General features: G+C 66.7%; 20 protein-coding genes. 11 read left to right on the top strand and 9 right to left on the bottom strand.

Features of this window, described 5'->3' with window-relative positions:
* Window positions 1–73: 73 nt before the first annotated feature.
* The 4 genes from LOC59_RS14510 (at window position 74) to pgm (ending at window position 4739) form a co-directional block, all read left to right on the top strand.
* Window positions 74–1195 carry an ABC transporter substrate-binding protein gene (locus tag LOC59_RS14510; protein ID WP_331460466.1) on the top strand — a complete coding sequence of 374 codons (1122 nt, stop codon included), beginning with the start codon at window positions 74–76 and terminating at the stop codon, window positions 1193–1195.
* Window positions 1196–1241: 46 nt separating this feature from the next.
* Window positions 1242–2141 (top strand): ABC transporter permease, encoded by a 900-nt coding sequence (locus tag LOC59_RS14505; RefSeq protein ID WP_227896494.1) that lies wholly within the window; start codon window positions 1242–1244, stop codon window positions 2139–2141.
* 16 nt (window positions 2142–2157) lie between these two features.
* The gene (locus LOC59_RS14500; RefSeq protein ID WP_227896493.1) at window positions 2158–2946 is read left to right on the top strand and encodes an ABC transporter ATP-binding protein; all 789 of its coding nucleotides are present in this window, start codon (window positions 2158–2160) and stop codon (window positions 2944–2946) included.
* A 161-nt stretch (window positions 2947–3107) separates the two neighbouring features.
* Complete coding sequence (gene pgm / locus LOC59_RS14495) at window positions 3108–4739, top strand: phosphoglucomutase (alpha-D-glucose-1,6-bisphosphate-dependent) (protein WP_229972757.1); 1632 nt, start codon at window positions 3108–3110, stop codon at window positions 4737–4739.
* Window positions 4740–4754: 15 nt separating this feature from the next.
* On the opposite strand, the gene LOC59_RS14490 is transcribed toward pgm, so the two are convergent.
* A complete protein-coding gene (locus LOC59_RS14490; protein ID WP_227896491.1) occupies window positions 4755–6158 on the bottom strand; it encodes an aldehyde dehydrogenase family protein in 1404 nt (467 codons plus the stop codon).
* The gene (locus tag LOC59_RS14485) at window positions 6155–7024 is read right to left on the bottom strand and encodes an SDR family NAD(P)-dependent oxidoreductase (RefSeq protein ID WP_231704560.1); all 870 of its coding nucleotides are present in this window, start codon (window positions 7022–7024) and stop codon (window positions 6155–6157) included. The genes LOC59_RS14490 and LOC59_RS14485 overlap by 4 nt, the downstream gene beginning before the upstream one ends.
* A gap of 152 nt (window positions 7025–7176) precedes the next feature.
* Here LOC59_RS14485 and LOC59_RS14480 point away from each other — a divergent pair, with 152 nt between their 5' ends.
* Entirely contained in the window at window positions 7177–8490 is a 1314-nt protein-coding gene (locus tag LOC59_RS14480; protein ID WP_227896489.1) for a uracil-xanthine permease family protein, read from the top strand.
* A 15-nt stretch (window positions 8491–8505) separates the two neighbouring features.
* Here the strand turns inward: LOC59_RS14480 and LOC59_RS14475 are convergent, their stop codons facing one another.
* Window positions 8506–9615 (bottom strand): glycerate kinase, encoded by a 1110-nt coding sequence (locus LOC59_RS14475; protein WP_227896488.1) that lies wholly within the window; start codon window positions 9613–9615, stop codon window positions 8506–8508.
* A 150-nt stretch (window positions 9616–9765) separates the two neighbouring features.
* Here LOC59_RS14475 and LOC59_RS14470 point away from each other — a divergent pair, with 150 nt between their 5' ends.
* Window positions 9766–9939, top strand: coding sequence for a hypothetical protein (locus LOC59_RS14470; RefSeq protein WP_227896487.1), 174 nt, complete (start codon window positions 9766–9768; stop codon window positions 9937–9939).
* A gap of 14 nt (window positions 9940–9953) precedes the next feature.
* Here LOC59_RS14470 and LOC59_RS14465 read toward each other — a convergent pair whose 3' ends face one another.
* Window positions 9954–10769 (bottom strand): glycerophosphodiester phosphodiesterase family protein, encoded by an 816-nt coding sequence (locus LOC59_RS14465; protein WP_227896486.1) that lies wholly within the window; start codon window positions 10767–10769, stop codon window positions 9954–9956.
* Window positions 10770–10905: 136 nt separating this feature from the next.
* Here LOC59_RS14465 and LOC59_RS14460 point away from each other — a divergent pair, with 136 nt between their 5' ends.
* The 3 genes from LOC59_RS14460 to LOC59_RS14450 are packed head-to-tail and all read left to right on the top strand — an operon-like array spanning window position 10906 to window position 15526.
* Entirely contained in the window at window positions 10906–13500 is a 2595-nt protein-coding gene (locus tag LOC59_RS14460) for a bifunctional lysylphosphatidylglycerol flippase/synthetase MprF (RefSeq protein ID WP_229972755.1), read from the top strand.
* Window positions 13497–14795, top strand: a complete 1299-nt coding sequence (locus LOC59_RS14455; RefSeq protein WP_227896484.1) for an alpha/beta hydrolase — start codon at window positions 13497–13499, stop codon at window positions 14793–14795. The genes LOC59_RS14460 and LOC59_RS14455 overlap by 4 nt, the downstream gene beginning before the upstream one ends.
* A complete protein-coding gene (locus LOC59_RS14450) occupies window positions 14792–15526 on the top strand; it encodes a phosphatase PAP2 family protein (protein WP_227896483.1) in 735 nt (244 codons plus the stop codon). The genes LOC59_RS14455 and LOC59_RS14450 overlap by 4 nt, the downstream gene beginning before the upstream one ends.
* A gap of 2 nt (window positions 15527–15528) precedes the next feature.
* On the opposite strand, the gene LOC59_RS14445 is transcribed toward LOC59_RS14450, so the two are convergent.
* The 3 genes from LOC59_RS14445 to LOC59_RS14435 all read right to left on the bottom strand — a co-directional run bounded on the left by LOC59_RS14445 (window position 15529) and on the right by LOC59_RS14435 (window position 18126).
* Window positions 15529–16332 (bottom strand): HAD family hydrolase, encoded by an 804-nt coding sequence (locus LOC59_RS14445; protein ID WP_227896482.1) that lies wholly within the window; start codon window positions 16330–16332, stop codon window positions 15529–15531.
* A 93-nt stretch (window positions 16333–16425) separates the two neighbouring features.
* A complete protein-coding gene (locus LOC59_RS14440; RefSeq protein WP_227896481.1) occupies window positions 16426–17340 on the bottom strand; it encodes a carbohydrate kinase family protein in 915 nt (304 codons plus the stop codon).
* A 33-nt stretch (window positions 17341–17373) separates the two neighbouring features.
* Window positions 17374–18126 carry an alpha/beta hydrolase family protein gene (locus LOC59_RS14435; RefSeq protein WP_227896480.1) on the bottom strand — a complete coding sequence of 251 codons (753 nt, stop codon included), beginning with the start codon at window positions 18124–18126 and terminating at the stop codon, window positions 17374–17376.
* 148 nt (window positions 18127–18274) lie between these two features.
* Here LOC59_RS14435 and LOC59_RS14430 point away from each other — a divergent pair, with 148 nt between their 5' ends.
* Window positions 18275–19378, top strand: coding sequence for a GTP pyrophosphokinase (locus LOC59_RS14430; RefSeq protein WP_227896479.1), 1104 nt, complete (start codon window positions 18275–18277; stop codon window positions 19376–19378).
* 89 nt (window positions 19379–19467) lie between these two features.
* Here the strand turns inward: LOC59_RS14430 and LOC59_RS14425 are convergent, their stop codons facing one another.
* Window positions 19468–20463: a LacI family DNA-binding transcriptional regulator gene (locus LOC59_RS14425; RefSeq protein ID WP_229972753.1), complete on the bottom strand. Its 996-nt coding sequence runs from the start codon at window positions 20461–20463 to the stop codon at window positions 19468–19470.
* Between the two features lie 152 nt (window positions 20464–20615).
* Here LOC59_RS14425 and LOC59_RS14420 point away from each other — a divergent pair, with 152 nt between their 5' ends.
* Window positions 20616–21614, top strand: a complete 999-nt coding sequence (locus LOC59_RS14420; protein WP_227915861.1) for an SDR family NAD(P)-dependent oxidoreductase — start codon at window positions 20616–20618, stop codon at window positions 21612–21614.
* Window positions 21615–21745: 131 nt separating this feature from the next.
* On the opposite strand, the gene LOC59_RS14415 is transcribed toward LOC59_RS14420, so the two are convergent.
* Window positions 21746–22213 carry an SRPBCC family protein gene (locus LOC59_RS14415; RefSeq protein WP_227896476.1) on the bottom strand — a complete coding sequence of 156 codons (468 nt, stop codon included), beginning with the start codon at window positions 22211–22213 and terminating at the stop codon, window positions 21746–21748.
* Window positions 22214–22222: the final 9 nt, after the last annotated feature.

Raw genomic sequence — 22222 nt, 5'->3', positions numbered from 1 at the left:
ACAATTGTCTTCGCAGTGACGTAACCATTAGACAATGTGACTGTCCTCACAGTTAGTATCGGTAAACCAGCCGGTGCGAAACGACACCCGTGCATCCTCCGGAACGACGCCGACGTCGGCCCCCGAGGAACGGGCCAGGGAAGCCCGGCACCACGTCACCCTGCCCCCGGCGCCGTCCGCCGCTGGGCAGCGCATTGAAAGGGCAACGATGAAGCGTTCTACGACAGGGGCACTGGGGGCCCTTCTGCTGAGTGCATCACTCGCAGTCACCGCCTGCGGCGCCGACGCTGAAGCCGGCGATTCCGAAATGATCAAGGTCGGCATCACGCAGATCGTCGAACACGATGCGCTCACCTCCGCCAAGGAAGGGTTCAAGCGGGCCCTGGCGGAAAACGGGTACACCGAGGGCGAGAACATCACCTACGACGAGCAGAACGCAGCCGGTGAGCAGGCAACTGCCACCTCGATTGCCTCAAAGTTCGCCTCGGACGACCTCGATTTGGTGCTGGCAATCGCCACCCCGACGGCTCAGGCCGCCGCACAGGCCATCACGGATACTCCCATCCTCATCACCGCGGTCACCGAACCGGAAGAAGCAGGACTGGTCGATTCCTGGGACGCCCCCGGCGCCAACCTCACCGGAACCAGCGACCTCAACCCGGTCGCAGACCAGCTCGGGCTGATCAAGGAACTGGCTCCCGATGCCAAGACCGTTGGGATCGTCTACAGCTCCGGCGAAGTCAACTCCGAGGTGCAGATCGAACTGGCCCAGGAAGCAGCCAAGGAGCTCGGCCTGGAGCTGAAGCTCGCGGCTGTAAGCAACACCGCTGAGGTGCAGCAGGCCGCTGAGTCCCTGGACGTTGACGCCTTCTACATCCCCACCGACAACAATGTGGTGGCAGCACTGGACTCCGTGGTCCAGATCGCCGAGACCAAAAAGATTCCGCTGGTCACCGGCGACGCCGGTGCCGTCGAGGCCGGCGGCGTTGCCACCTGGGGCATCGACTACGAAGCACTCGGCTACCAGACCGGCCTGATGGCCATCAAGATCCTGGAAGAGGACGCCGACCCGGCCACCATGCCGATTGAAACCCTGGATGAAGTGCAGCTCGTGGTCAACAAGACCGCAGCCGCCAACATGGGCATCGAGATTCCCGCGTCGATGCTCGAAAAGGCCGACAAGGTCATCGAGTAATCCTCGAAGCTGCCTTTCCCACCCTGCTGTAAGGAACAGAACTTCCATGATCACTGCTGTTGAACTGGGGCTTATCTACGCCGTTATGGCCCTGGGCGTTTACCTCACCTTCCGGATCCTGGATTTTCCGGACCTTACCGTGGATGGCAGCTTCACCACCGGCGCAGCCGTGGCGGCCATTTCCATCACCAACGGGGTTCCGCCCCTGGCCGCCACGGCAGCCGCGTTCGGAGCCGGCCTCGTGGCCGGCTGCGTCACCGGCCTGCTGCACACCAAGGGCAAGATCAACGGCCTGCTGGCCGGCATTCTCACGATGATTGCCCTCTACTCCATCAACCTGCGGATTATGGGAACGTCCAACCTTTCCCTGCTCCGCGAGGACACCCTCATCACCCCGCTGCGTGAAAACGGCTATCTGGGCGGCGCCGTCGCCATTGCCCTGTTCGCGCTGCTGGCCCTCGGGGTGAAGCTCTTCCTCGACTGGTTCCTGCACACCGACCTCGGCCTGGCCATGCAGGCCACCGGCGACAACCAGGAAATGGTCAGCAGCTTTGGCGTCAGCACGGACCGGATGAAGATCCTCGGCCTGGCACTTTCCAACGGTTTCGTCGGTCTGTGCGGTGCCTTCGTGGCGCAGTACCAGGGCTTCGCTGACATCGGCATGGGCATCGGCCTGATCCTTGTGGGCCTGGCCTCGGTCATTATCGGGCAGGCCATCTTCGGCAGCCGCCTGATCGTGGTCTCCACCCTGGCCGTGGTCCTTGGCGCGGTTGTCTACCGCATCGTGATTGCCCTGGCGCTGGACCTCGGCTTCGAGCCCAACGACATGAAGCTGATTTCCGCAGTGCTGGTGGTGCTCGCACTCATCCTGCCGCAGTGGAAACTGTTCCGCCGGCTGCCCACCTTCAGCAGCCTGCGCAAGTCCAACGCCACCACAGCCAGCTAGGCCGGAAAGCAGAACAATGCTGAAAATCGACAACGTACAGAAGACCTTCTTCGCCGGCACCGTCAACGAACGTGTGGCCCTGGCACAAATCGACCTGGAACTGCACGCCGGGGAGTTCATCACCGTCATCGGATCCAACGGCGCCGGAAAATCGACACTGCTGAACATGGTCTCCGGCAAGCTCCGTCCGGACACCGGATCGGTGCTCATCGACGGCAAGAACGTCACGAAGCTGGCCGACTACCAGCGGGCCAGGTTCATTGGCCGGGTGTTCCAGGACCCCATGGCCGGTTCCGCCCCGCAGCTGAGCATTGAGCAGAACATGTCCATCGCCTACGAACGGGGCAAGCGCCGCGGCCTGGGCTGGGGTGTTTCCCCGAAGAAGCGCGAGCTGTTCCGCGAGGAGCTCAAGTCCCTGGAACTCGGGCTGGAGAACCGGCTCAAGGCCAAGGTCGGCCTGCTCTCCGGCGGTCAGCGCCAGGCGCTGTCCCTGCTGATGGCGACGTTCAGCGAGCCGAAGATCCTGCTGCTGGACGAGCACACCGCTGCCCTGGACCCGCAGCGTGCTGCCCTGGTTTCCCGCCTCACCGGGGAGATCGTGGCCCGCCACAACCTGACCACACTGATGGTCACTCACAACATGCAGCAGGCCCTGGACCTGGGCACCCGGCTGATCATGATGCATGAAGGCAGGATCATCCTGGACCTGGACAGCGCCCAGAAGAGCGCCATGACCGTACCGGACCTGCTGCACGAGTTCGAGAAGATCAAGGGCGGCCTGGACGACCGGACAATGCTCCAGTAACCCTCGTCCCCCTTTCCATTCCGCCGAGAGGCCAGTTGCGGCTGTTTTGAACGCTCAAACCAGCCGTAACTGGCCTCTCGCGTGGGCGGCGGGAACCGGAGAGGACGGCACGGAAGGCAGATGCCTGCCGGATCATCCGAATCTTTGGCATGCTTGGGTCTATGTCTAACCGCGCCGGAACACCTGCCCAACCATCCGACCTCGTTGACCTGACGGGACTGCTGGACGCCTATTTCGACGTCGCACCAGATCTGGACGACCCGGGGCAGCGTGTCGCTTTCGGAACGTCCGGCCACCGCGGGACTTCACTGAAGGGTTCCTTCAACGAGCCGCACATCGCTGCCATCACCCAGGCGATTGTGGAATACCGCACCGGACAGGGCATCACCGGCCCGCTGTTCATGGGCAAGGACACCCACGCACTGTCAGAGCCGGCACAGAACACCGCACTGGAAGTATTGGCCGGCAACGGCGTCGAGGTGCTGATCGACGCGCGCACCGGTTACACGCCGACGCCGGCGCTGAGCCACGCGATCCTCACACACAACGCGTCGCGCACGGACCAGGCGGACGGGATCGTGATTACCCCGTCGCACAACCCTCCGGCCGACGGCGGCTTCAAGTACAACCCGCCCTCGGGCGGGCCGGCGGACTCGGACACCACATCGTGGATCGCCAACCGGGCCAACGAACTGCTCGAGGACGGGCTGCGCGGGGTAAAGCGGATTCCCCTGGGGCAGGCCCGCCTGGCGGATTCCGTGGGCTCCTATGACTTCCTGCAGCACTACGTCGCCGACCTCGGTTCCGTCCTGAACATGGACGTCATCGCCTCCTCCGGCCTGCACATCGGTGCGGATCCCATGGGCGGCGCATCCGTGGATTACTGGGGCGCCATCGGCGAGCAGTACGGCCTGAACCTGACCGTGGTCAACCCGAGCGTTGACCCGCAGTTCGGTTTCATGACCCTGGACTGGGACGAGAAGATCCGCATGGACTGCTCCTCTCCGAACGCGATGGCATCCCTGATCTCGCAGGCCGGCCAGTACGACATCGCCACCGGCAACGACGCCGATGCCGACCGCCACGGAATCGTCACCCCGGACGCCGGACTGATGAATCCCAACCACTACCTCGCCGCGGCCGTCGAGTACCTTTACGCGAACCGGTCCGGCTGGCGCAGCGATGCCATGGTCGGCAAGACCCTGGTCTCCTCCTCGATGATCGACCGGGTCACGGACAGCCTGGGCCGCCGGCTCATGGAGGTTCCCGTGGGCTTCAAGTGGTTCGTTCCGGGCCTGCTTTCCGGCGAAGTGGCCTTCGGCGGGGAAGAATCCGCCGGCGCCTCCTTCCTGCGCCTGGACGGCACCGCCTGGACCACGGACAAGGACGGCATCCTGCTGGCCCTGCTCGCCTCGGAAATCACCGCAGCCACTCAGAAGACGCCGTCGCAGCATTACCGCGAACTCACGAACCGCTTCGGGGACCCCGTCTACGCCCGTGTGGATGCTCCGGCCACCCGCGACCAGAAGGCAGCGCTGTCCAAGCTGGCGCCGTCGGACGTCACCGCCACGACCCTGGCCGGCGAGGAGATCACCGCACGCCTAACCGAGGCGCCCGGAAACGGTGCTGCCGTGGGTGGCCTGAAGGTCACCACCGAGAACGCCTGGTTCGCGGCTCGGCCGTCAGGCACTGAGGACGTGTACAAAATCTACGCCGAGTCCTTCAAGGGCGAGGAGCACCTGCGGAAGGTCCAGGAGGAGGCCAAGGCGATCGTGGACGCCGTGATCTCCTAGGTCCATCGCACCGAGCTAGAGCAGGCGGCGCAGGATCCGGGACTTGAACCCGTTGTACGGCGGATACGCCACCCGCAGGGTGTCCAGCAGTGTGCCCTTGGAGAAGACCGGACGCAGCTGGCTGAACGTGTCGAAGGAATGCTTGCCGTGATAGGCGCCCATGCCGCTGGCACCCGCGCCGCCAAACGGCAGCTCCGGAACGGCCAGCTGCACGATTGCCGCGTTGTGGTTCACGCTGCCGGCACGGACTCCTTGTTCAAACTTCCGCTGGTTGGCGGCTGAAGAAGTGAACAGGTACGACGCCAGCGGCGAGGGCCGGGAGTTGATGATGTCCATGGCAGCGTCCAGGTCCGGGACAGTGATGACCGGCAGGATCGGCCCGAAGATTTCCTCCTGCATCACCGGGGATTCAAGCGCGACGCCGGTCAGGACCGTTGGCTCCAGGTACAGGGCCTGCCGGTCGCTGCGCCCTCCTGATGCCACGGTGCCGTCGGAAAGGTAGGCCGTGAGCCGGTCGAAGTGCCGTTCATTGATGATCCGTCCGAAGTCCGGGCTGCGGGACGGGTCCTTGCCCACGAATTCCCGGATGGCCTTGCCCAGGGCTGCCACCAGTTTCGGTGCCACGTCCCCGGTGGCCAGCACGTAGTCCGGCGCGACGCAGGTCTGCCCGGCATTCATCAGCTTGCCGTAGACCAGGCGGCGGGCGACGGCGGCCAGGTTGCCGTCCAGGACGACGGCGGGAGACTTGCCGCCGAGTTCCAGGGTGACCGGTGTCAGGTGTTCCGCCGCCGCGCGCATAACGGCTTTCCCGACCCGTTCCCCGCCGGTGAAGAAGATGTGGTCGAAGCGTTCCTTCAGCAGCGCCTCGGATTCCTCCTGGGCGCCTTCAATGACCACTACGGCCTCCGGGTCCAGGTAGTGCGGCAGGATCCTGGCCAGGGCTGCGGACGTGGCCGGGGCCAGTTCGCTGGGCTTGAGCACCGCGGCGTTGCCTGCTGCCAGGGCTCCGATCAGCGGCGCCAGCAGGAGCTGGACGGGATAGTTCCACGGCGAAATGATGAGCACGACGCCGAGCGGCTGGGGTTCAGTGCGCGCCGACGCCGGCTGCAGGCCCAGCGGGACGGGTACCTTGCGGCTCCGGGTCCACGCCGCCAGGTGCTTCAAGGTGTACTCCACTTCGGAGCGTGTGATCGACACTTCGGTGAGGTAGCTTTCGAGCGCGTTCTTACCCAGGTCGGCGTGCAGCGCAGCAGCCAGCTCTTCTTCCCGCTCGGAAAGCAGCCGCAGCATGGCCTGCAGCTGCCCGCGGCGCCAGGCCAGCTCCCGGGTCCGGCCGGAGTCGTAGGTCTTCCGGACGGCTGCGACCTGCTCGGGGATGGCCCCCATGCCCGCCTCGGCAGAAGCCAGATCCGCGCTCACGCGTCGCCTCCGGTTCGGGTGCCCTGACCCGCAGGGGCTGAACCCGCCGCCGGACGGCCGGTGAAATGGTCCATGGACTGGTAGACCTTGAAAACCCTGCCGGCCACAACGTCCCAAACCGGCTGCGGCAGCAGTCCGCGCAGGGCGCTTCCCAGCGGAACGGTCCAGGGCAGCTGCACGCGGGCCTTGCCGTCCAGCAGCGCCTTCCAGGCCTTGTCCACCACATATTCGGGTTCCATCAGGGGAGTCATCAGCGGGCCGCGGGCGCCTTCGAACATGCCGGTCTTGATGTAGCTCGGGATCAGCGTGGTCACCTGCACGTGCCCGTGACCGGCCTCTTCCAGCTCCAGCCGCAGCGAATCGCTCCACCCGATCACGGCCCACTTCGAGGCCGTGTAAACGCTCATCTTCGGAACGGACAGCGTTCCGGAAGCGGAAGCGACATTCAGGATCCGTGCCGGGGTCCGGCGGTCGATCATGCCCGGCAGGAAGGCCCGGGTGATATGCATGGGGGCCAGCGAATTCACGTCCATCACGGCGTCTATGTCGGCGTCCGAGTGCTCCCAGAAATACTTGCCGCGGACTATTCCGGCGTTGTTGATCAGGATGTCCGGAGTGCCGGCCTCAGCCAGGACGGCCTGGGCGGCTTCGGTGACCTCAGCCAGCGAAGAGACGTCAAGGCTCCAGGAACGCACGGTCGACGAGCCGAGGCCGCGCAGCCGCGCAGCCGCCGCCTCGAGCGCTACCGTGTTGCGGTCCCAGAGCAGGACCTCCCGGGCACCTTCGCGCACCGCCCGTTCGGCGTACAGGAGCCCCATGCCCATGGCAGCGCCGGTAATGAGGACCGTTCGTCCCGAAACTGTCATTCCCACGTGTATTCCGTCCGTCACAGGCCGCCTTCGGCCTCACAGCTTTCCCGGTAAAATTGGTCGTGCGTGCAACATAGCGTGGCACAGAAGCCCCGCCGGTAACATTCTCCACGAATCAATCCCCCAATGTCCCTTTGGAAGGCACACGCATGAGCAGGCTCGGCACAGACTGGAAACTCCACGGGAACGGCCGGACAGTTACTCCCGGCTCATTCGTCGCTCCGGATGAAAGGCTCAGCTGGCCGCGGACCATCGGCATCGGCGCCCAGCACGTTGTAGCCATGTTCGGCGCAACGTTCCTGGTACCCCTCCTGACCGGGTTTCCGCCCGCCACCACCCTCTTCTTCTCCGGCGTCGGGACGATCCTGTTCCTGATCATCACCGCGGGCAAGGTGCCCAGCTACCTGGGCTCCTCCTTCGCCTTCATTGCGCCGATCGCCGCTGCGGTAAACCAGCATGGACCCGGCGGCGCCCTGGGCGGTATCATCATGGCCGGCGCCACCCTGTTCCTGATCGGCCTCGCCGCCCAGCTGGCCGGCACCCGCTGGATCCAGGTCCTGATGCCGCCCACCGTCACCGGCGCGATCGTGGCACTGATCGGCCTGAACCTGGCGCCCACCACCCGGACCAACTACGAGGCCGGACCTATTACGGCAACGGTTACCGTCGTCGTGATCCTGTTGACGACAGTGCTGTTCAAGGGCCTGATCGGCCGCCTGTCCATCCTGGTCGGCGTCCTGGCCGGCTACGCAGCGGCCGTGATCCAGGGCGAAGTCGACTTCTCCACGATCAACGACGCCGCCTGGTTCGGCCTGCCGGAGTTCATGGCCCCGACCTTCCACTTCAACGTCATTGGACTGTTCGTCCCTGTTGTCCTGGTGCTGGTTGCCGAAAACATCGGCCACGTGAAGTCCGTGGCCGCAATGACCGGCCGCGACCTGGACCCGTACACCGGACGCGCGCTGATGGCCGACGGCGTTGCCACGGTCCTCGCCGGAGCCGGCGGCGGTTCGGGTACCACCACTTACGCGGAGAACATCGGCGTCATGGCTGCCTCCCGCGTGTACTCCACCGCGGCCTACTGGGTCGCCGGCATCACCGCTGTCCTGCTCAGCCTGTTCCCGAAGTTCGGGGCGCTCATCGCGACCATTCCCCCGGGCGTGCTCGGCGGGGCCGGCGTCGTGCTCTACGGCATGATCGGCATCCTCGGTGTCCGCATCTGGGTCGACAACCGGGTGAACTTCTCCAACCCGATCAACCTCTCCGTGGCCGGCGTCGCCCTGGTGGTCGGAATCGCCAACTACACCTGGAACGTCGCGGGCCTGACCTTCGAAGGCATCGCCCTGGGCACTGCAGCGACCCTGGTGATCTACCACGGCATGATGGCGATTGCCCGCTGGCGCGGCACCGTGCCGGACGAACCGCAGGAAGATGTCGGTTCCAAGCCTTCCAGCCTCGGCTAGGAACCGTTCGGGAGCCTAGGCCCCTTCAAGGGCCGCCTGCGTGGCGCGGGCAACGTAGAACTCTGCCCGCGCCATCGCGTCTTCCGGCCCCTGCGCCAGGTCCAGCACACTCACCGCAGCCTCGACGCCGTACTCGGCAAGAACTTTCGGGCTCAGCGTGATGGCTCCGGCCACCAGCACCACCGGGATGCCCCGGGCAGCCGCCAGGCGAGCCACCTCCAGCGGCGCCTTCCCGTACCGGGACTGCTCATCGATCGAGCCTTCCCCGGAGAGCACCAGGTCCGCCTGGTCCAGTGCCTGCACCAGCCCCACGAGGCCGGCAATGAGTTCAAAACCCGGTTCAATCTGCGCCTTCGTGAAAGCCAGGAACCCGGAGGGGAACCCGCCGGCCGCACCGGCACCGGGAACGTCGACGTCAACGCCGGTCGCTTCCTTGAGGACCCCGGCCCAGTTTCCCAGCGCCTCGTCCAGCAGCAGCCGGGCGGAGGAATCCGCGCCTTTTTGCGCGCCGAAGACGTGGGCGGCACCGTTGTGGCCGGTCAGCGGGTTGGTGACGTCCGCGGCGATCCGGATGCGGGTGTCCTTCACCCGCGGGTCCAGGCCCGAGGCGTCGACGGCGGCGGCCAGTGCGAGTCCTGCGCCGCCCGGGGGAACCGGGTCACCCGCAGCGTCAAGGATCCGCAGGCCCAGGGCGGTCAGGGCGCCGGAGCCGCCGTCGGTCATTGCTGATCCGCCGATACCCAGGATGATCTCCCGGGCGCCGGCGTCGAGCGCCGCCGTGATCAGTTCACCGCTGCCAAAGCTCGACGCCGCCAGGGACGTCTGCACGGACGGTTCCACGAGCATCAGGCCGGAGGAGCGTGCAGTTTCCAGGACCGCCGTCGTGCCGTCCATCGCCCAAACCGCGGTGACCTCGCGGCCAAGCGGACCCCGGACCCGCGCGGTGCGTTCCTCCGCTCCGGCGGCGAGGGCGGCTTCGAGGGTGCCTTCCCCGCCGTCGGCGACGGGAATTCGGGTGACGTCGGCGTCCGGGTAGACGGAGAGCACCCCCTGGGCCATGGCCGCAGCGGCCTCTTCGGCGGTGAGGCTGCCTTTGAACTTGTCCGGGGCTATGAGCACGCGCATGGACTACATCCTGCCAGCGATTGCAGCCGGCGGCACAGCTCCAGCGCCCGGCTTCAGCCCGGCCGCACTGCGCGGTGCGTTTGCACAGGACCTATAGACTTCCGGCAGGTCCGGCGGGCGCCGGAAGTCCAGACGATGGGGGAAGAGAAAATGATGGCTGTTTCAGGCGTGGGTGCGGTCTTTGCAATTCTGTACGTGCTGGTGATTGTCGCGGTGGCGGTACTCTCCGTCTGGGCGCTGGTCCTGCTGATCATTTTCCTTAGGCTCCGCATCGCCGAACTGCGCTCGGCAGCCAACGCCGCTCCCGCAGACCCCCTGGGCTAGGTGTACTGAGACAGCTAGGCGCTTCCGGAACCCTGCGGCCAGGCGCCGCGCGCAGAGAGCACCTGGGAGAGCAGGTCCGCACGGTCCGAAACGAGGCCGTCCACTCCAAGGTCCAGCAGGCCTTCCATCAGCGGGCGGGTGTTGACGGTCCAGACATGCACCTGGATGCCGGCGCGGTGGCAGCGCCGCAGGAAGGCAGGGCGGACCACCGGAATTCCGCGGAAGTTCAGCGGGACCTGCACGCAGCCAAACCGGCCCAGCCGTGCGACCAGTCCGCCCAGTCCCAGCGGAGAGAGCAGCAGCATCGCAGCGGTGCCGCCGGAACCGGCGGAGGAAGCCGCTGGACGGGAAAGCCGGCGCAGGCAATCCAGCCGCCTCCGGTCGGAGAAGGAGGTCACCAGCACCCGGTCATGTGCCTGGTGCTTTTCGATCAAGGCGGCCAGTGCCCCTGCTCCCGCAGCGTCCTTGATGTCCACGTTCAGGCGCACGTCCGGCCACCGGACCAGGACCTCCTCCAGCGTGGGGATCGGCTCGGTGCCGCCCACCCGGACCCCGCGCAGTTCACGCAGGCTACGGGCACTGATCGGGCCTGATCCGTCCGTGACGCGGTCCAGGGTCTCATCATGGAAGGCCATGAGCACCCCGTCACTGGTGGTCCGGACATCGGTTTCCAGGTACCCGAAACCCAGGTCCACCGCGGCTTGGAAGGCTGCCATGGTGTTTTCCAGTCCGGCTGGGCTGAAACCCCGGTGGGATAGGCCCAGCGGGGCCGCGGCGCCTGAGTGCTGCGGCAGGAAAGGCGGGGTGAAGTACGGCAGGGGTGCGCTCACAAGCTGTACTTTATCGCCTGCCGCAGGCCGACTTGCACTGCTGGCGGGTCCGCGGAAGCACTGCCGGAATTAGACTGGCTGCACCCGGGGGACGGCACCTTCGCCCACCGCGCCGGTAAGCCATGGAGGTGGCCGCATGCAGCACGGTTCTGCCCGGCGGACGGCGGGACGCTACCTCCGCTGGCCTGCGGACGGCCTGCGCGGCGCCCTGGCGAAGTCGCCGGTGACCCTCGTCTTCCTCACCCTGTTCTGGTTCCTGGGCATCCTGACCTCTTCAATCCTGCGGGGTCCGGAAAATCCCCTGCTTGGGTGGGTGAGCGTGTCAGTCCATACGCTGCCCGGCCACTGGCCTGCACTGGTGCTCTCGGCCCTGTGGGCCAACGGACTGGCCGGGTACATCGGCGGGACGGTCCTTGCCCTGGTGGTGGGCCTTCCGGCGGAACGGCTGCTGGGAAGCCTGCGCTTCCTGGCCGCAGCAGTGGGAACACAGGTGACCGGCGCGTTGGCCGGCATTGGCTTTGCGGCCGCCCTGCGGGGCGCCTTTGAGAACTGGGGACGTGAGCTCAGCACGGATACCTTCCTGGGGCCGGTGGCGGTGTTCTGCGGGGTCGCCGCCGCTGCTTCCGCCGGAGTTGGAACCCTCTGGCGCCGCAGGGTAAGGCTGCTCCTGTTTACCCTGCTGGTGGTGCTGGCGCTGTACTCCGGTGCACTGCGTGATGTGGTGGCCCTGGCGGCGGCACTGGCAGGCGGGCTGTGGGGACCATATCTGTTCGGGCGGCGGCCGCGCTTGCCCCGGAGCCTGGTTTCCAGCCGCCGCGAGGCCCGGGTGCTGGTTGCCCTGGCCGTGGTGGCTACCGCGGTGGGGCCGGTCATCGCCGCCCTGAACGTTCGCGCCGTCGGACCCCTGGCCGTCCTGGCCTACCTGTTCACCAACGCCGAGACGCTGGATCCGGTGGCACTCACCACCATCTGTGCCGATCCGGGCATGCAGGCGGAATGCCGGACTGCCAAGTTGGAGCAGAGCGCCGGACTGGCGGGCTTTTTCCTCGCTGTACTGCCGCAGGTACTGCTCGTCGTCTTCGCCGCCGGACTTCGTCGCGGGCGCAGGTCCGCCTGGATCGGTGCGCTGGTCCTGCAGGGGCTCATGACCCTGACCGCGGCCGTCCATACGGGTTTCTTCCTGGCCGGCCACACCGGCGGCGTGTACGGAGTGGACGGACGCGTGCAGCCCCTGGCGCTGGTGCTTCCCATGCTGCTGCCGCTGCTCATCTTCGTGCTGCTGGCCGCCACCGGCCGCCGCCTGTTTGCCGTGTCAGCCCCGCCGGGCACTTACCGGCAGCTGTTCCTGGTCTGCGTCACGGCAGGGGCACTGCTGGCCGCTCTCTGGGTGGCCGGCGGGCTGGTGCTGCGCACGGGCTTCACCCCGCAGGCCAGCCTGCCAACGCTGCTGGCGGATCTGCCGCTTCGCTTCCTTCCGGTCTTCGAGATCATCTCGGCCCCGCCGCAGCTGCTTCCGGAGTCCGTTCCCGCCATCATTCTGTATGAAGGCGTGGGCGTGGCGTTCTGGGCGCTGACCTGCGTGCTGCTCCTGCGTTCGTTCCTTGAACCGGCGTACAGCCGGTTCGCTGCGGATGAGGAACGGGCCAGGGGCCTGCTGGCCTCCAGCGGCGGCAGCACCATGGCGTGGATGACTCTGTGGAGCGGGAATTCCTACTGGTTCTCCCCCACGGGCCGCTCCTATGTGGCTTACCGCCTGAATTCCGGCGTGGCCCTGACCGTGGGAGACCCCGTTGGCCCAGCGGAGGAACTGAACCGCAGCGTGGAGGGCTTCGCCGCCTACTGCACCGACGCCGGGGTGACGGCCTGCTTCTACTCAGTGAATGAAGCAACACGGGACGCAGCGGCCGGGCTGGGCCACACCGACCTGCAGGTCGCGGAGGAGACACTGCTTCCGCTGGGGTCGCTCGAGTTCCGGGGCAGGCGGTTCCAGGACGTGCGGACAGCGTTCAACCGTGCCAGGAAGGCCGGGATCCGTGCCGAGTGGAGCACTTACCGCACCGCTCCGCTGTCCGTCCTGGACCAAATCAACGCCATATCCGAGGAGTGGGTGGCGGATAAGAAGATGCCGGAAATGGGTTTCACCCTCGGCGGGATCGAAGAGCTTGACGACGACGGCGTACGGCTTCTGCTGGCCGTCGACCAGGACCGTACGGTGCATGGAGTGACCTCCTGGCTGCCAATCTACCGGGACGGGCAAATCATCGGCTGGACGCTGGATTTTATGCGCCGGCGCGCACAGGGATTTCCTGTGGCCATGGATTTCCTCATCGCTTCGGCAGCACTGTCCCTGCAGGATGAAGGCTGCCGCCTCCTGAGCCTCTCCGGTGCACCCCTGGCCCGGAACGAGGCCTCCTCCCCGGCAGCATCCGGGGCCGGAACCGCTGCCGGGACCGGGGCAGACACCGCGGGGCGGCGGACCGCTGCGACGCCTCCTGCGCTTGAGTGGTTGATGGACCGGCTGGGAGCCACCCTGGAACCGGTTTACGGTTTCCGCTCCCTGCTGGCCTACAAGGCCAAGTTCCAGCCGCAGTACGTTCCGCTCTACATGACCTACCTTGATTCCGCGTCCCTGCCGGCGATAGCGAACGCGCTGGCCCGGGCCTACCTGCCACACGTGTCCATGGGCCAGACGCTCACGATCGCCCGCAGGATCATAGGCCCGCAGCGATGAACCTGGCGCTGACTACGGGAGCAGTCCCTCTCGCAGCCTTCGCTCTGGGAGTGCTCGGGCTGTGCTGGCTGTGCGCCGGGCCGCCGCGGTATGTCACCCGGGTGGTTCCGTTGGCGCTCATGGGCGCCCTGGCGGGAACCGTAGGGCTGTTCGTGGCCGCCGAGCTGCTGCTGTCCTGGTGGAATGCCTCGTTTCCGCGGTATCTGTACCTGTATTCCGCTGCAGGAATACTCGCTGTACTGCTTGTGGTCCCGCGCTGGCGGCTCAGCCGCGGCGTCACCGCGCGGATCCTGACGGTGCTTTCCACCGCCGCCGTGCTGCTTGGTTCGGCATCAGCCGCAAACGTTGCCTACGGGCAGTACCCCACGATCCAGTCCCTGGTGGAGCGGCCCGGAGAATCGAGCGGCGAGGTACCTCTTCGGAAAGCGGTTCCGGGGCAGGACACGACGCCAAGCACGGAAGCGAACTGGACGCCGCCGTCGGACATGCCCTCGGAGGGCGGCGTCTATAAGGTGCCGATCCCTGAGTCCGGCTCCGGGTACGCCGCCGGGCCCAGCCTGGTGTACCTGCCGCCCGCCTACCTGGGTACGCCCCACGCACAGAACCTTCCGGTGCTGCTTGCCCTGCACGGGCAGCCAGGCGGGCCTGCTGACTGGTTCGCGGGCGGCCAGCTCCAGCAGGTGATGGACGATTTCGCGGCGCAGCATCACGGGCTGGCACCCGTCGTCGTCATTCCCGATCTCTCCGGCGGATCCAACTCCAACTGGTCGCTTTGCCTTGATTCGAAACAGGGCCGCGGAGCCACTTATCTCGCTGAGGATGTGCCCCGCTGGATTCAGGAAAACCTTTCGGCCGGACTCAGCGGCCCGCGGCAGTGGGCCGCTGCGGGCTACTCCTACGGCGGAACCTGTGCCCTGCAGCTGGCCGTGAACTTTCCCGAAACCTTCCCAACGTTCATCGACATAGCCGGAGAGAACGAACCAACGATTCCCGGCGGAATGCAGTCACTGCTCAATACCTACTTTGGGGGCGACGCCGGAGCCTTCGCGGCGCAGAACGCCCTGGACGTGCTCAAACAGCAGTCCTTTCCGGATACTGCAGGAATAGTGGTCATCGGAAAGGACGACGGCGTGTACAAAGGGGAGGGCCGGCAGGTCTATGACGCAGCCCAGGCCGCGGGCATGGACATACAGCTGCAGGAACTGCCCGGCGGGCACTCCTGGCAGGTGTGGAAGGAAGGGCTCGCCGGCAACCTGGATTGGCTGGGCCACCGGCTTGGCATACTGGGACCATGAGCGACGCCCCTGCCGCCCGGCTCCAGCACCAAGTCTCCCGTGCTGCCCAGGCGCTGGGGAAGCACGGAGTCCTGCTCCTCACCTTGACTGCCGGCCTGGTGCCGGCCCTGCTGCTGGCCCTGCTGGCGGGAGGCGTATACGACGCCGTCGCGGAGGAGGACGGTGTGGCAGCCCTGGACCAGCCGGTGCTCACTGCCGCGCAGTCCATCCGTTCGCCGGGACTGGACACCGCGGTGACCTGGCTGACCAACCTTGGCGGGACCATCGGACTGCCGCTCCTGGCCGCAGCCGCAGTGGCCGTGCTGTGCCGGTGGCAGCGCAGCTGGACTCCCCTGATCCTTACCGCCTCAGCTGCTGCGGGTTCCCTGCTGATGACCATCGCAGGCAAGGCCCTGGTGGGACGGTCCCGGCCAGCGCTTTCCGACGCCGTTCCGCCGTATGAGTACTCCGCGTCCTTTCCCAGCGGGCATTCACTGAACTCCATGGTGGTAACCGGAACGGTTGCGTATCTGCTGTTCCTCTATCTGGACTCCCGGTGGGCCAGGATCATCACGCTGGTGCTGGCCGCCGGATTCATTGCGGCCGTGGGGCTGAGCCGGGTCTACCTGGGACATCACTGGCTGACGGACGTGCTGGTGGCCTGGTTCCTGGGACTCGCCTGGCTGGCCATCCTCATAACGGTCCACCAGCTGCTGCACGCCCGCCGGCTGCGGAACGTTCCGGCGCCGTAGCGCTACCGGCCGCTCAGCAGGTCCTCAAGCACCTGGGCTACGCCGTCCTCCTCGAACGGCGGCGCGGTGCGGGCCGCGGCAGCACGCACGGCAGGATGTCCGGAGGCCATGGCGTAACCCCGTCCGGCCCAGCCCAGCATCCCCAAATCGTTGGGCATGTCACCGAAAGCGACGACGTCCGCCGCCTCAATCTGCAGGGAAGCGGCGTACTCCGCCAGCGTCACGGCCTTGTCCAGGCCGGGAGCGGACATTTCCAGCAGCGGAACCGACGGGGCTGAATGGGTGGTGGAAACCAGATGCGCCACCTCGGGCTGGACCGTCCGGAGGAATTCGTCCGGATGGACGTCCTGGACCCGGGCGAGGAACTTCACCACTCGGCTTCCCGGCCCCAGCGACTGGACCAGCGGTGCGGGGGCGACTTCCCCCAGCAGGTCAGCACCGCCGTCCTGTAAAAACCCTGGCTCCAGGTGGAAACCTTCCACGGTTTCGGCGGCGAACCGCACGGCGGGATAAAGGCGGCGGATGATCCCTGCAGCCTGGAACATACCGTCCAGCCCGAGGGCCCTGGACCACGTCACCCGCGCGGCCTTGAGGTCATAGAGGATTGCCCCGTTGGAACAGATGACCGTGCCGGTGTGGCCCAGCTGGTCGCGGATCGGGCCCAGCCAGCGCGGCGGCCGGCCGGTGACAAAGACAATCTTGATGCCGGCGTCGGCGCACTTGCGGAACGCGTTGACGGTCCGGTCACTGATCCGGTTGTCCCGGCCAACTATCGTTCCGTCCAGGTCACTTGCTACCAGCCGCATGCCCCGCCTTTCCATCAGCTTCCAGATTAGCGGGAATGCACGCCCCTGCCGCCAGCCGCGGTTCGGCGGTCCCTTGTGGAACCGGGCGCTCTCCTAGAACAGCTCATCCCGCCGGGGCGGGTCTGCACCAGGACGGGACACGGTCATGGCTGCCGCCCGTGCGGCATAGGCGAGGATGGCTTCGAGGTCCCCGACGCCTATCTTCCGCAGCTCCGGGCGGCGGGCAGCGCCGTCGTAATTGCGGTCCATAAGCCCGGCAATCAGCGCCGACATAAAAGAGTCTCCTGCTCCAACGGTGTCAGCGACGGCGACGGCGGGCGCCGGCACCTCACAGCTCCCGGACGCAGCCACGCCCCAGGGTCCGCGGGAACCGCGCGTCACGACCACCACCGCCGGCCCCATGCCGAGCCATGCCCGGGCCGCGTCCTGGGCAGACTGGTCCGGGTAGAGCCAGGCGAGGTCCTCGTCGGAGGCCTTCACGACGTCGGCCAGGCGGACGAACTTTTCCGCCTGCTCCCGCGCATATGACACATCAGTGATGATGGTCGGCCGGCAGTTCGGATCAAAGGTGATGGTGGCCTGCGGATGCGCGCGTTCGACGGCGGCGAGCACCTCGTGCGCCCCCGGGGAGAGCATGGTGGCAATAGAGCCGGTGTGCAGCAGCGTGGTTCCCTCGAGCAGCCGCGGCAGCTTCTCCGCCAGGCCGGGCAGCGCCCACTCCAGGTCGAAGGTGTACCTTGCTCCGCCGGCTGGATCCAGGGTCGCCGTGGCAACGCTGGTGGGCCGGTCATCCGCCGGCAGGGCGGTGAGGACCGAGTTGTTCCTCAGGTGCTCGGCGATCAGCACGCCGTGGGCGTCACTGCCGTACCGGCCAACGAACTGCACCGGCCGGCCCAGCCTGGCCACTCCCACCGCGACGTTGAGCGGACTGCCGCCCGGGTGGGACCGGCGGGGCGCGGTATCACTGAGGACTTCGTCGATGAGGGCTTCGCCAATGACTGTGATCACGCCCTCAACCTACCGATTGCGGCACGGGCGGCGCTAGCCGGGATTCGCTTCAGCCGCGTCGTCGAGCGCACGCAGCACCTCCTCCCAGCCCGCCGTTCCCGGGGTGATCATCTCAAAGTGGTCCCCGGGAATGAGGCGCAGCTCCGCGGATCCGCCCGCCGCATGCGCAGCCCTGACGTAGGACTCGGCCAGTTCCAGGGGCACTGTTGCGTCCTCCTTGCCGTGCAGGGCGAACACCGGCACCGGCACCGGCACGGACCGGACCGGGTCGGCCGCCTGCCAGCGCTCCGGGTCTTCTTCCGAGCCCGCGCCCAGGAAGTTCTCCACTGCCCCGCTGCTCAGTCCCAGCTCGTGGGCACGGCGCAGATCCAGCACCCCGGACTGGCTGACGACGGCGTCCAGCGCCACCCGGGGCGCCTGCCGTCCCGCCGCCCAGACCGCCAGCTGCCCGCCGGCGGAATGCCCCAGGGCGATCACCGGTCCCGACAGGCCGGTGCCCCCGGGTTCGGGAAGGGCCGCCAGCGCATCGATGCCGGCGCCAATGTCAGCGAAGGTCTGCGGCCAGCCGCCGCCGTTTCCCGCGCGGCGGTACTCCAGGTTCATGGCAGCCCATCCCCGCCCCGCCAGGTCCGCGGCCAGCGGCCGGCCCAGTTCCAGCGAGTACGTTGAACGCCAGTATCCGCCGTGGATGATGACCACGGTTCCACGGACAGGCTGGCCTCCCGGCGGAAGTGTCAGCTCGCCGAACTGTTCAGGATGGCTGCCGTAAGTGAACCGCTGTGGCATGGATGGTCCTTCGTCAGGGAGAGGTGCCTGCGGCTGCCTGCACGCGGCGGGCCGCCGTCGTCCTAATCTGGAGATGAGCCTAACCGCCGCCGGACCGTCCAGTGTCTGCGGCGTGCCCTAGGCTGGCAGAAACTGCGAAAGGACAGAAGTGAGCGCGTGGGACACCCTGGATGACCGGCTGCGCCCGGTGGTCCAGGCCAGCACGGACGAGTATGCCCGGGTGCGCCCGGCACTGGAATCCGTGACGGCGGAAATGGAAGCCAGCCTGCGGGCCGTGTTCGAGGACACCCCGGTGAAGCCGCTGTTCATCGCTTCCCGGACCAAATCGGTGGAGTCGTTCCGGGACAAGGCCTCCCGCACGCTGCCCTCCGAGAACCCGGACGAAGTGCCGAGCCTGCTTTTCCCGGATCCGCTGCGGAACCTGACCGACTTGGTAGGCGTGCGCGTCATCATGACCCTGCCGCACGAGGTGGATGAGGCAGCGAACCTGATCAAACGCCAGCGGGCCGAGTTCGACTGCCGGGGGGACCGGGAGAAAGACATCGGCTCGATCGAGTCCGGAACCTACGGCTACTCCAGCCGGCACCTGATCCTGCGCACCATCCAGAACGAGACGGTGCGCAAGTTCCACCGCCTGCTCGAACCGGCGCAAAAACCCAACGGCAGTTACCTTTTCGAGGTGCAGATCCGCACTGTGCTCGCTCATGCGTGGTCTGAAATTGAGCACGACATCCGGTTCAAAGCCGGGGATCCGCGGGCCTGGAGCCCGTACTTCGACCGGCAGTTCATTGCCACGGCCGCCATGCTGGAGACTGTGGAGAACGAGTTCGCTGAGCTGCACGAACGCTATGAGGCGGTCACTGGTTTCTGGGACGACGAGGGTGAGGGGGCGGCGCCGCTGACTCCCAACCGGATCCGGCATGTCTGGATGACCCTGCTGCCCCATGTGAACCGCAAGGCCGGTGACGACTGGGGCTGGGCCGCGGAACTGCTGGCGGCGCATGGCCTGAAAACCACCATGGACCTGGCCGGGCTGCTCCAGGCCGAGGCCATCACCAAGGTCCGCGCGGCCTTGGACCACCGCTACTCTCCGGGACCGGACCGCCTGCTGGACGACCTTCTGCTCTGGAGGTTCGGCAAGAAGCACATCGACCTGACGGCCGAGCCGGAGGACGCTCCGTCCCAGCCGAGGCGTGAATCCCTGGGCCGGCGCTACCGGCAGATGCAGCTCTACCGCGCGCGGGAGAACTAAGGCCTGCTGCCGTTTGCAGGTTCTGCTGCCGGTTGTAACCGGCAGCAGAACTGCGAACCCGCCGGTTTCCTGCCAACCGGAGCCGACTCCTACGCGGAAGAGCGGAGGACCAGGGTCACGGGGGGCAGGCTCTCCGCCGGTTCCGCTGTGAGGCCGGCGGAACTATCGGTGGGCACCAGCGACGCAGTTGCCAACTGCGCAAAGAGGACCCCGATCCTGCGTGCATGCACGCTGACGGTGGTCAGCGGGGGGATAGCCAGCCGGGCGAGCGGAATGTCCTCTGCACCGACCACAGCCAGGTCCGACGGCGCAGACAGGTTGAGCATGGACAGTCCAGCCAACAGCGCAAACGCGTATTCATCGTCAAAGGCACAGACCCCGGTCACGGGTATGCCTGCCTGGCGCCACCGGCCAATGGCCGCGGCTGCAGCCGCCGGATCAAGGCCAATCCGCTCGACGGCAGGCGGCAGCAAACCATTTCGGGAGCAGGCCTCCTGGATGGCCGCCAGCCGGGCGTCCGCGCGCCACTGGTAGCCGGGGCCGGCCGGCAGGGCAACGCCAATGCGGCGGTGTCCGGCGGAGGACAGGTACTGCACCTGCATGGCGCCGATCCCCAGGTCCGCTCCCAGCGGATCCGCGTGGTCCTGCTGCAGCGACGCCATGGGCACACCGCTGGCCTGCAGCGAATCCAGGTCCTCGGCATTCAAGGGTGTCGCCACAATCAGCGCCGCGGGAACGAGTGACCGGACCAGCGGGGCGGCCGCACCTCCGTCGGGCAGCCGGTGCGCAATGAGGCGCAGACCGGCCTGTTCAACATATTCCGAGGCGCTGTCCAGCACCATCGCGAGGGCACGTCCCAGGGGTTCGGGCGGCAGCAGCATCAGAACCAGGTCGCTGCGCCCGCGGCGGAGCGTGCGGGCAGCCGTCGACGGTGAGTATCCCAGCTCCTGTGCGGCAGCAAGGACGCGTTCTCGGGTAGCCTCCGAGATGCTCTGCCCGGAACGTCCGTTGAGGACGTAGCTGACGGTGGCCCGGGAGACCCCTGCAACCCGTGCCACGTCCTCCGACGTCACCCGTGATGCCATTGAGCGCCCAGCCTTTCGTTTCACGGACCGGGATCCCGCGGTTCTTGCGATGGGGCCCCGGTATTGAGCTAATCTGACCTTACACGCGTTACTTACACGTGTAACCACGTGCGGCCTGTACCCCGGCCGCACCGACGAAAGGACTACCCTCTATGTCCACTACACCCCTAACAGCCCGCAACACGATCGAGGAATGGCTCAACCACCCCGTGGGCGGCCCGGTCCTGCGCGGCTTCCTGGCCCAGACCGGAAGCGACGAAGCTTCCCTCGGCCCGGCCAAGGCACTGAAGCTCCAGCAGCTCGTGGACCTGAGCCAGGGCCAGATGCCCCAGGCAGCGGTCGATGAAATGGTGAAGGCGGCCAATGGCGGCGTCATGCCGGAGCTCGAAGAGACTGCGCTTCCCACCGTTCCGGGCCGCTTCGAGAACAAGACCGTGATCGTCACCGGCGCCGGCTCCGGCATCGGCCGGGCGACCGCGTCCCGGATCGCCCGCGAAGGCGGCAGGGTGATTGCCGTGGACATCGCCGAAACGAAGATCAAGGAACTGGCCGAAGAACTTGGTGACGCCATTGTCCCGGTAGCCGCCGACCTCACGGACCTCGACGCCGTGGACCGGATCATCGCTGCAGCCGGCGGACAGGTCGACGGCCTGGCCAACGTCGCCGGCATCAATGACGACTTCAGCCCCCTGCACGAGGTCTCCGACGCCATGTGGCAGAAGATCTTTGCCGTGAATGTGGACGGCCTGGTGCGCCTGACCCGCGCCGTGCTTCCCGGCATGCTGGAGGCCCGCAAGGGCACGATCGTGAACGTCACCTCCGAAGCAGGCCTGCGCGGTTCCGCCTCGGGTGTGGCTTACACGGCCTCCAAGCACGCAGTTGTTGGCATCACCAAGAGCGCCGCCTTCATGTATGCCAAGGAAGGAATACGCATCAACGCGGTTGCTCCGGGCGGCGTTGCCACCGGCATTCCGATGGGCGGCAAGACCTCCGAGTACGGCGAGGCCCGCCTGACGCCGGCCCGCGTGATGATTCCCGGCCTGGCCTCCGCCGAGGACCTGGCAGCCTCCATCACGTTCCTGCTCAGCGATGACTCCGTGAACATCAACGGCGCCATCCTGCCCTCTGACGGCGGCTGGTCCGCGGGCTAAACCGCACCAAACACAACGGCGGCGGCCGGCTCCCTTCTCCGGAAAGGGAACCGGCCGCCGTCGTCATTCGAGAGGCCAGTTACGGCTCGTTTCACGCCTCATAAGAGCCGTAACTGGCCTCTCGGCGGGGGTTAGGAGCCGGAAACCGCAGCCGCGAGCTTGTTCAGCGAGGCTTCCAGCTCTTCCTTGCTGACCATCGGGAAGGACACCTTTTTCAGGGTCTCCTTGTCCGTGACCTTGCTCCAGTCATAGGTCAGGGTCACTTCGGTGGAATCCGGACCCATGGAAGCCAGCTCCCACATCCATTCCCAACCAGCGGGCTCCGTGCCCGCGACGGCGGTCTTCCAGGCCAGGAGCTTGTTGTGGTCGAAGCCTGTGACGTGGTTGTCCGTCTTGTACTCACCCATCTTGGAGTTGTTCATGTTCATGGTGAACACATCGCCGACCTTGGCGATGCGGTCGGTCTTCTCATCCGAAACCACCATGCCCGAACCGTCCAGCTCGTGGTGCCGCTCAGGGTTGGAGAGCAGGTGGAAGATGTCCCCTGCCGGTGCGTCGATGACGCGGGATACGGAAATGGTCGACTGTTCGTTGGACATAGTGCTCCT

The sequence above is a fragment of the Arthrobacter sp. zg-Y916 genome, assembly GCF_020907385.1.
GTDB lineage: Bacteria > Actinomycetota > Actinomycetes > Actinomycetales > Micrococcaceae > Arthrobacter_B > Arthrobacter_B caoxuetaonis.
The sequence above is the reverse complement of the archived record's forward strand: the minus strand, read 5'-3'. Positions and strand labels throughout refer to the sequence as shown.

What these genes read in the sequence shown, in the direction of transcription:
- LOC59_RS14505 (WP_227896494.1), top strand. Translation starts at nt 1,242, where the DNA reads ATGATCACTGCTGTTGAACTGGGGCTTATCTACGCCGTTATGGCCCTG.
- LOC59_RS14500 (WP_227896493.1), top strand. Translation starts at nt 2,158, where the DNA reads ATGCTGAAAATCGACAACGTACAGAAGACCTTCTTCGCCGGCACCGTC.
- pgm (WP_229972757.1), top strand. Translation starts at nt 3,108, where the DNA reads ATGTCTAACCGCGCCGGAACACCTGCCCAACCATCCGACCTCGTTGAC.
- LOC59_RS14485 (WP_231704560.1), bottom strand. Translation starts at nt 7,024, where the DNA reads ATGACAGTTTCGGGACGAACGGTCCTCATTACCGGCGCTGCCATGGGC.
- LOC59_RS14480 (WP_227896489.1), top strand. Translation starts at nt 7,177, where the DNA reads ATGAGCAGGCTCGGCACAGACTGGAAACTCCACGGGAACGGCCGGACA.
- LOC59_RS14475 (WP_227896488.1), bottom strand. Translation starts at nt 9,615, where the DNA reads ATGCGCGTGCTCATAGCCCCGGACAAGTTCAAAGGCAGCCTCACCGCC.
- LOC59_RS14470 (WP_227896487.1), top strand. Translation starts at nt 9,766, where the DNA reads ATGATGGCTGTTTCAGGCGTGGGTGCGGTCTTTGCAATTCTGTACGTG.
- LOC59_RS14460 (WP_229972755.1), top strand. Translation starts at nt 10,906, where the DNA reads ATGCAGCACGGTTCTGCCCGGCGGACGGCGGGACGCTACCTCCGCTGG.
- LOC59_RS14455 (WP_227896484.1), top strand. Translation starts at nt 13,497, where the DNA reads ATGAACCTGGCGCTGACTACGGGAGCAGTCCCTCTCGCAGCCTTCGCT.
- LOC59_RS14450 (WP_227896483.1), top strand. Translation starts at nt 14,792, where the DNA reads ATGAGCGACGCCCCTGCCGCCCGGCTCCAGCACCAAGTCTCCCGTGCT.
- LOC59_RS14445 (WP_227896482.1), bottom strand. Translation starts at nt 16,332, where the DNA reads ATGCGGCTGGTAGCAAGTGACCTGGACGGAACGATAGTTGGCCGGGAC.
- LOC59_RS14435 (WP_227896480.1), bottom strand. Translation starts at nt 18,126, where the DNA reads ATGCCACAGCGGTTCACTTACGGCAGCCATCCTGAACAGTTCGGCGAG.
- LOC59_RS14425 (WP_229972753.1), bottom strand. Translation starts at nt 20,463, where the DNA reads ATGGCATCACGGGTGACGTCGGAGGACGTGGCACGGGTTGCAGGGGTC.
- LOC59_RS14420 (WP_227915861.1), top strand. Translation starts at nt 20,616, where the DNA reads ATGTCCACTACACCCCTAACAGCCCGCAACACGATCGAGGAATGGCTC.
- LOC59_RS14415 (WP_227896476.1), bottom strand. Translation starts at nt 22,213, where the DNA reads ATGTCCAACGAACAGTCGACCATTTCCGTATCCCGCGTCATCGACGCA.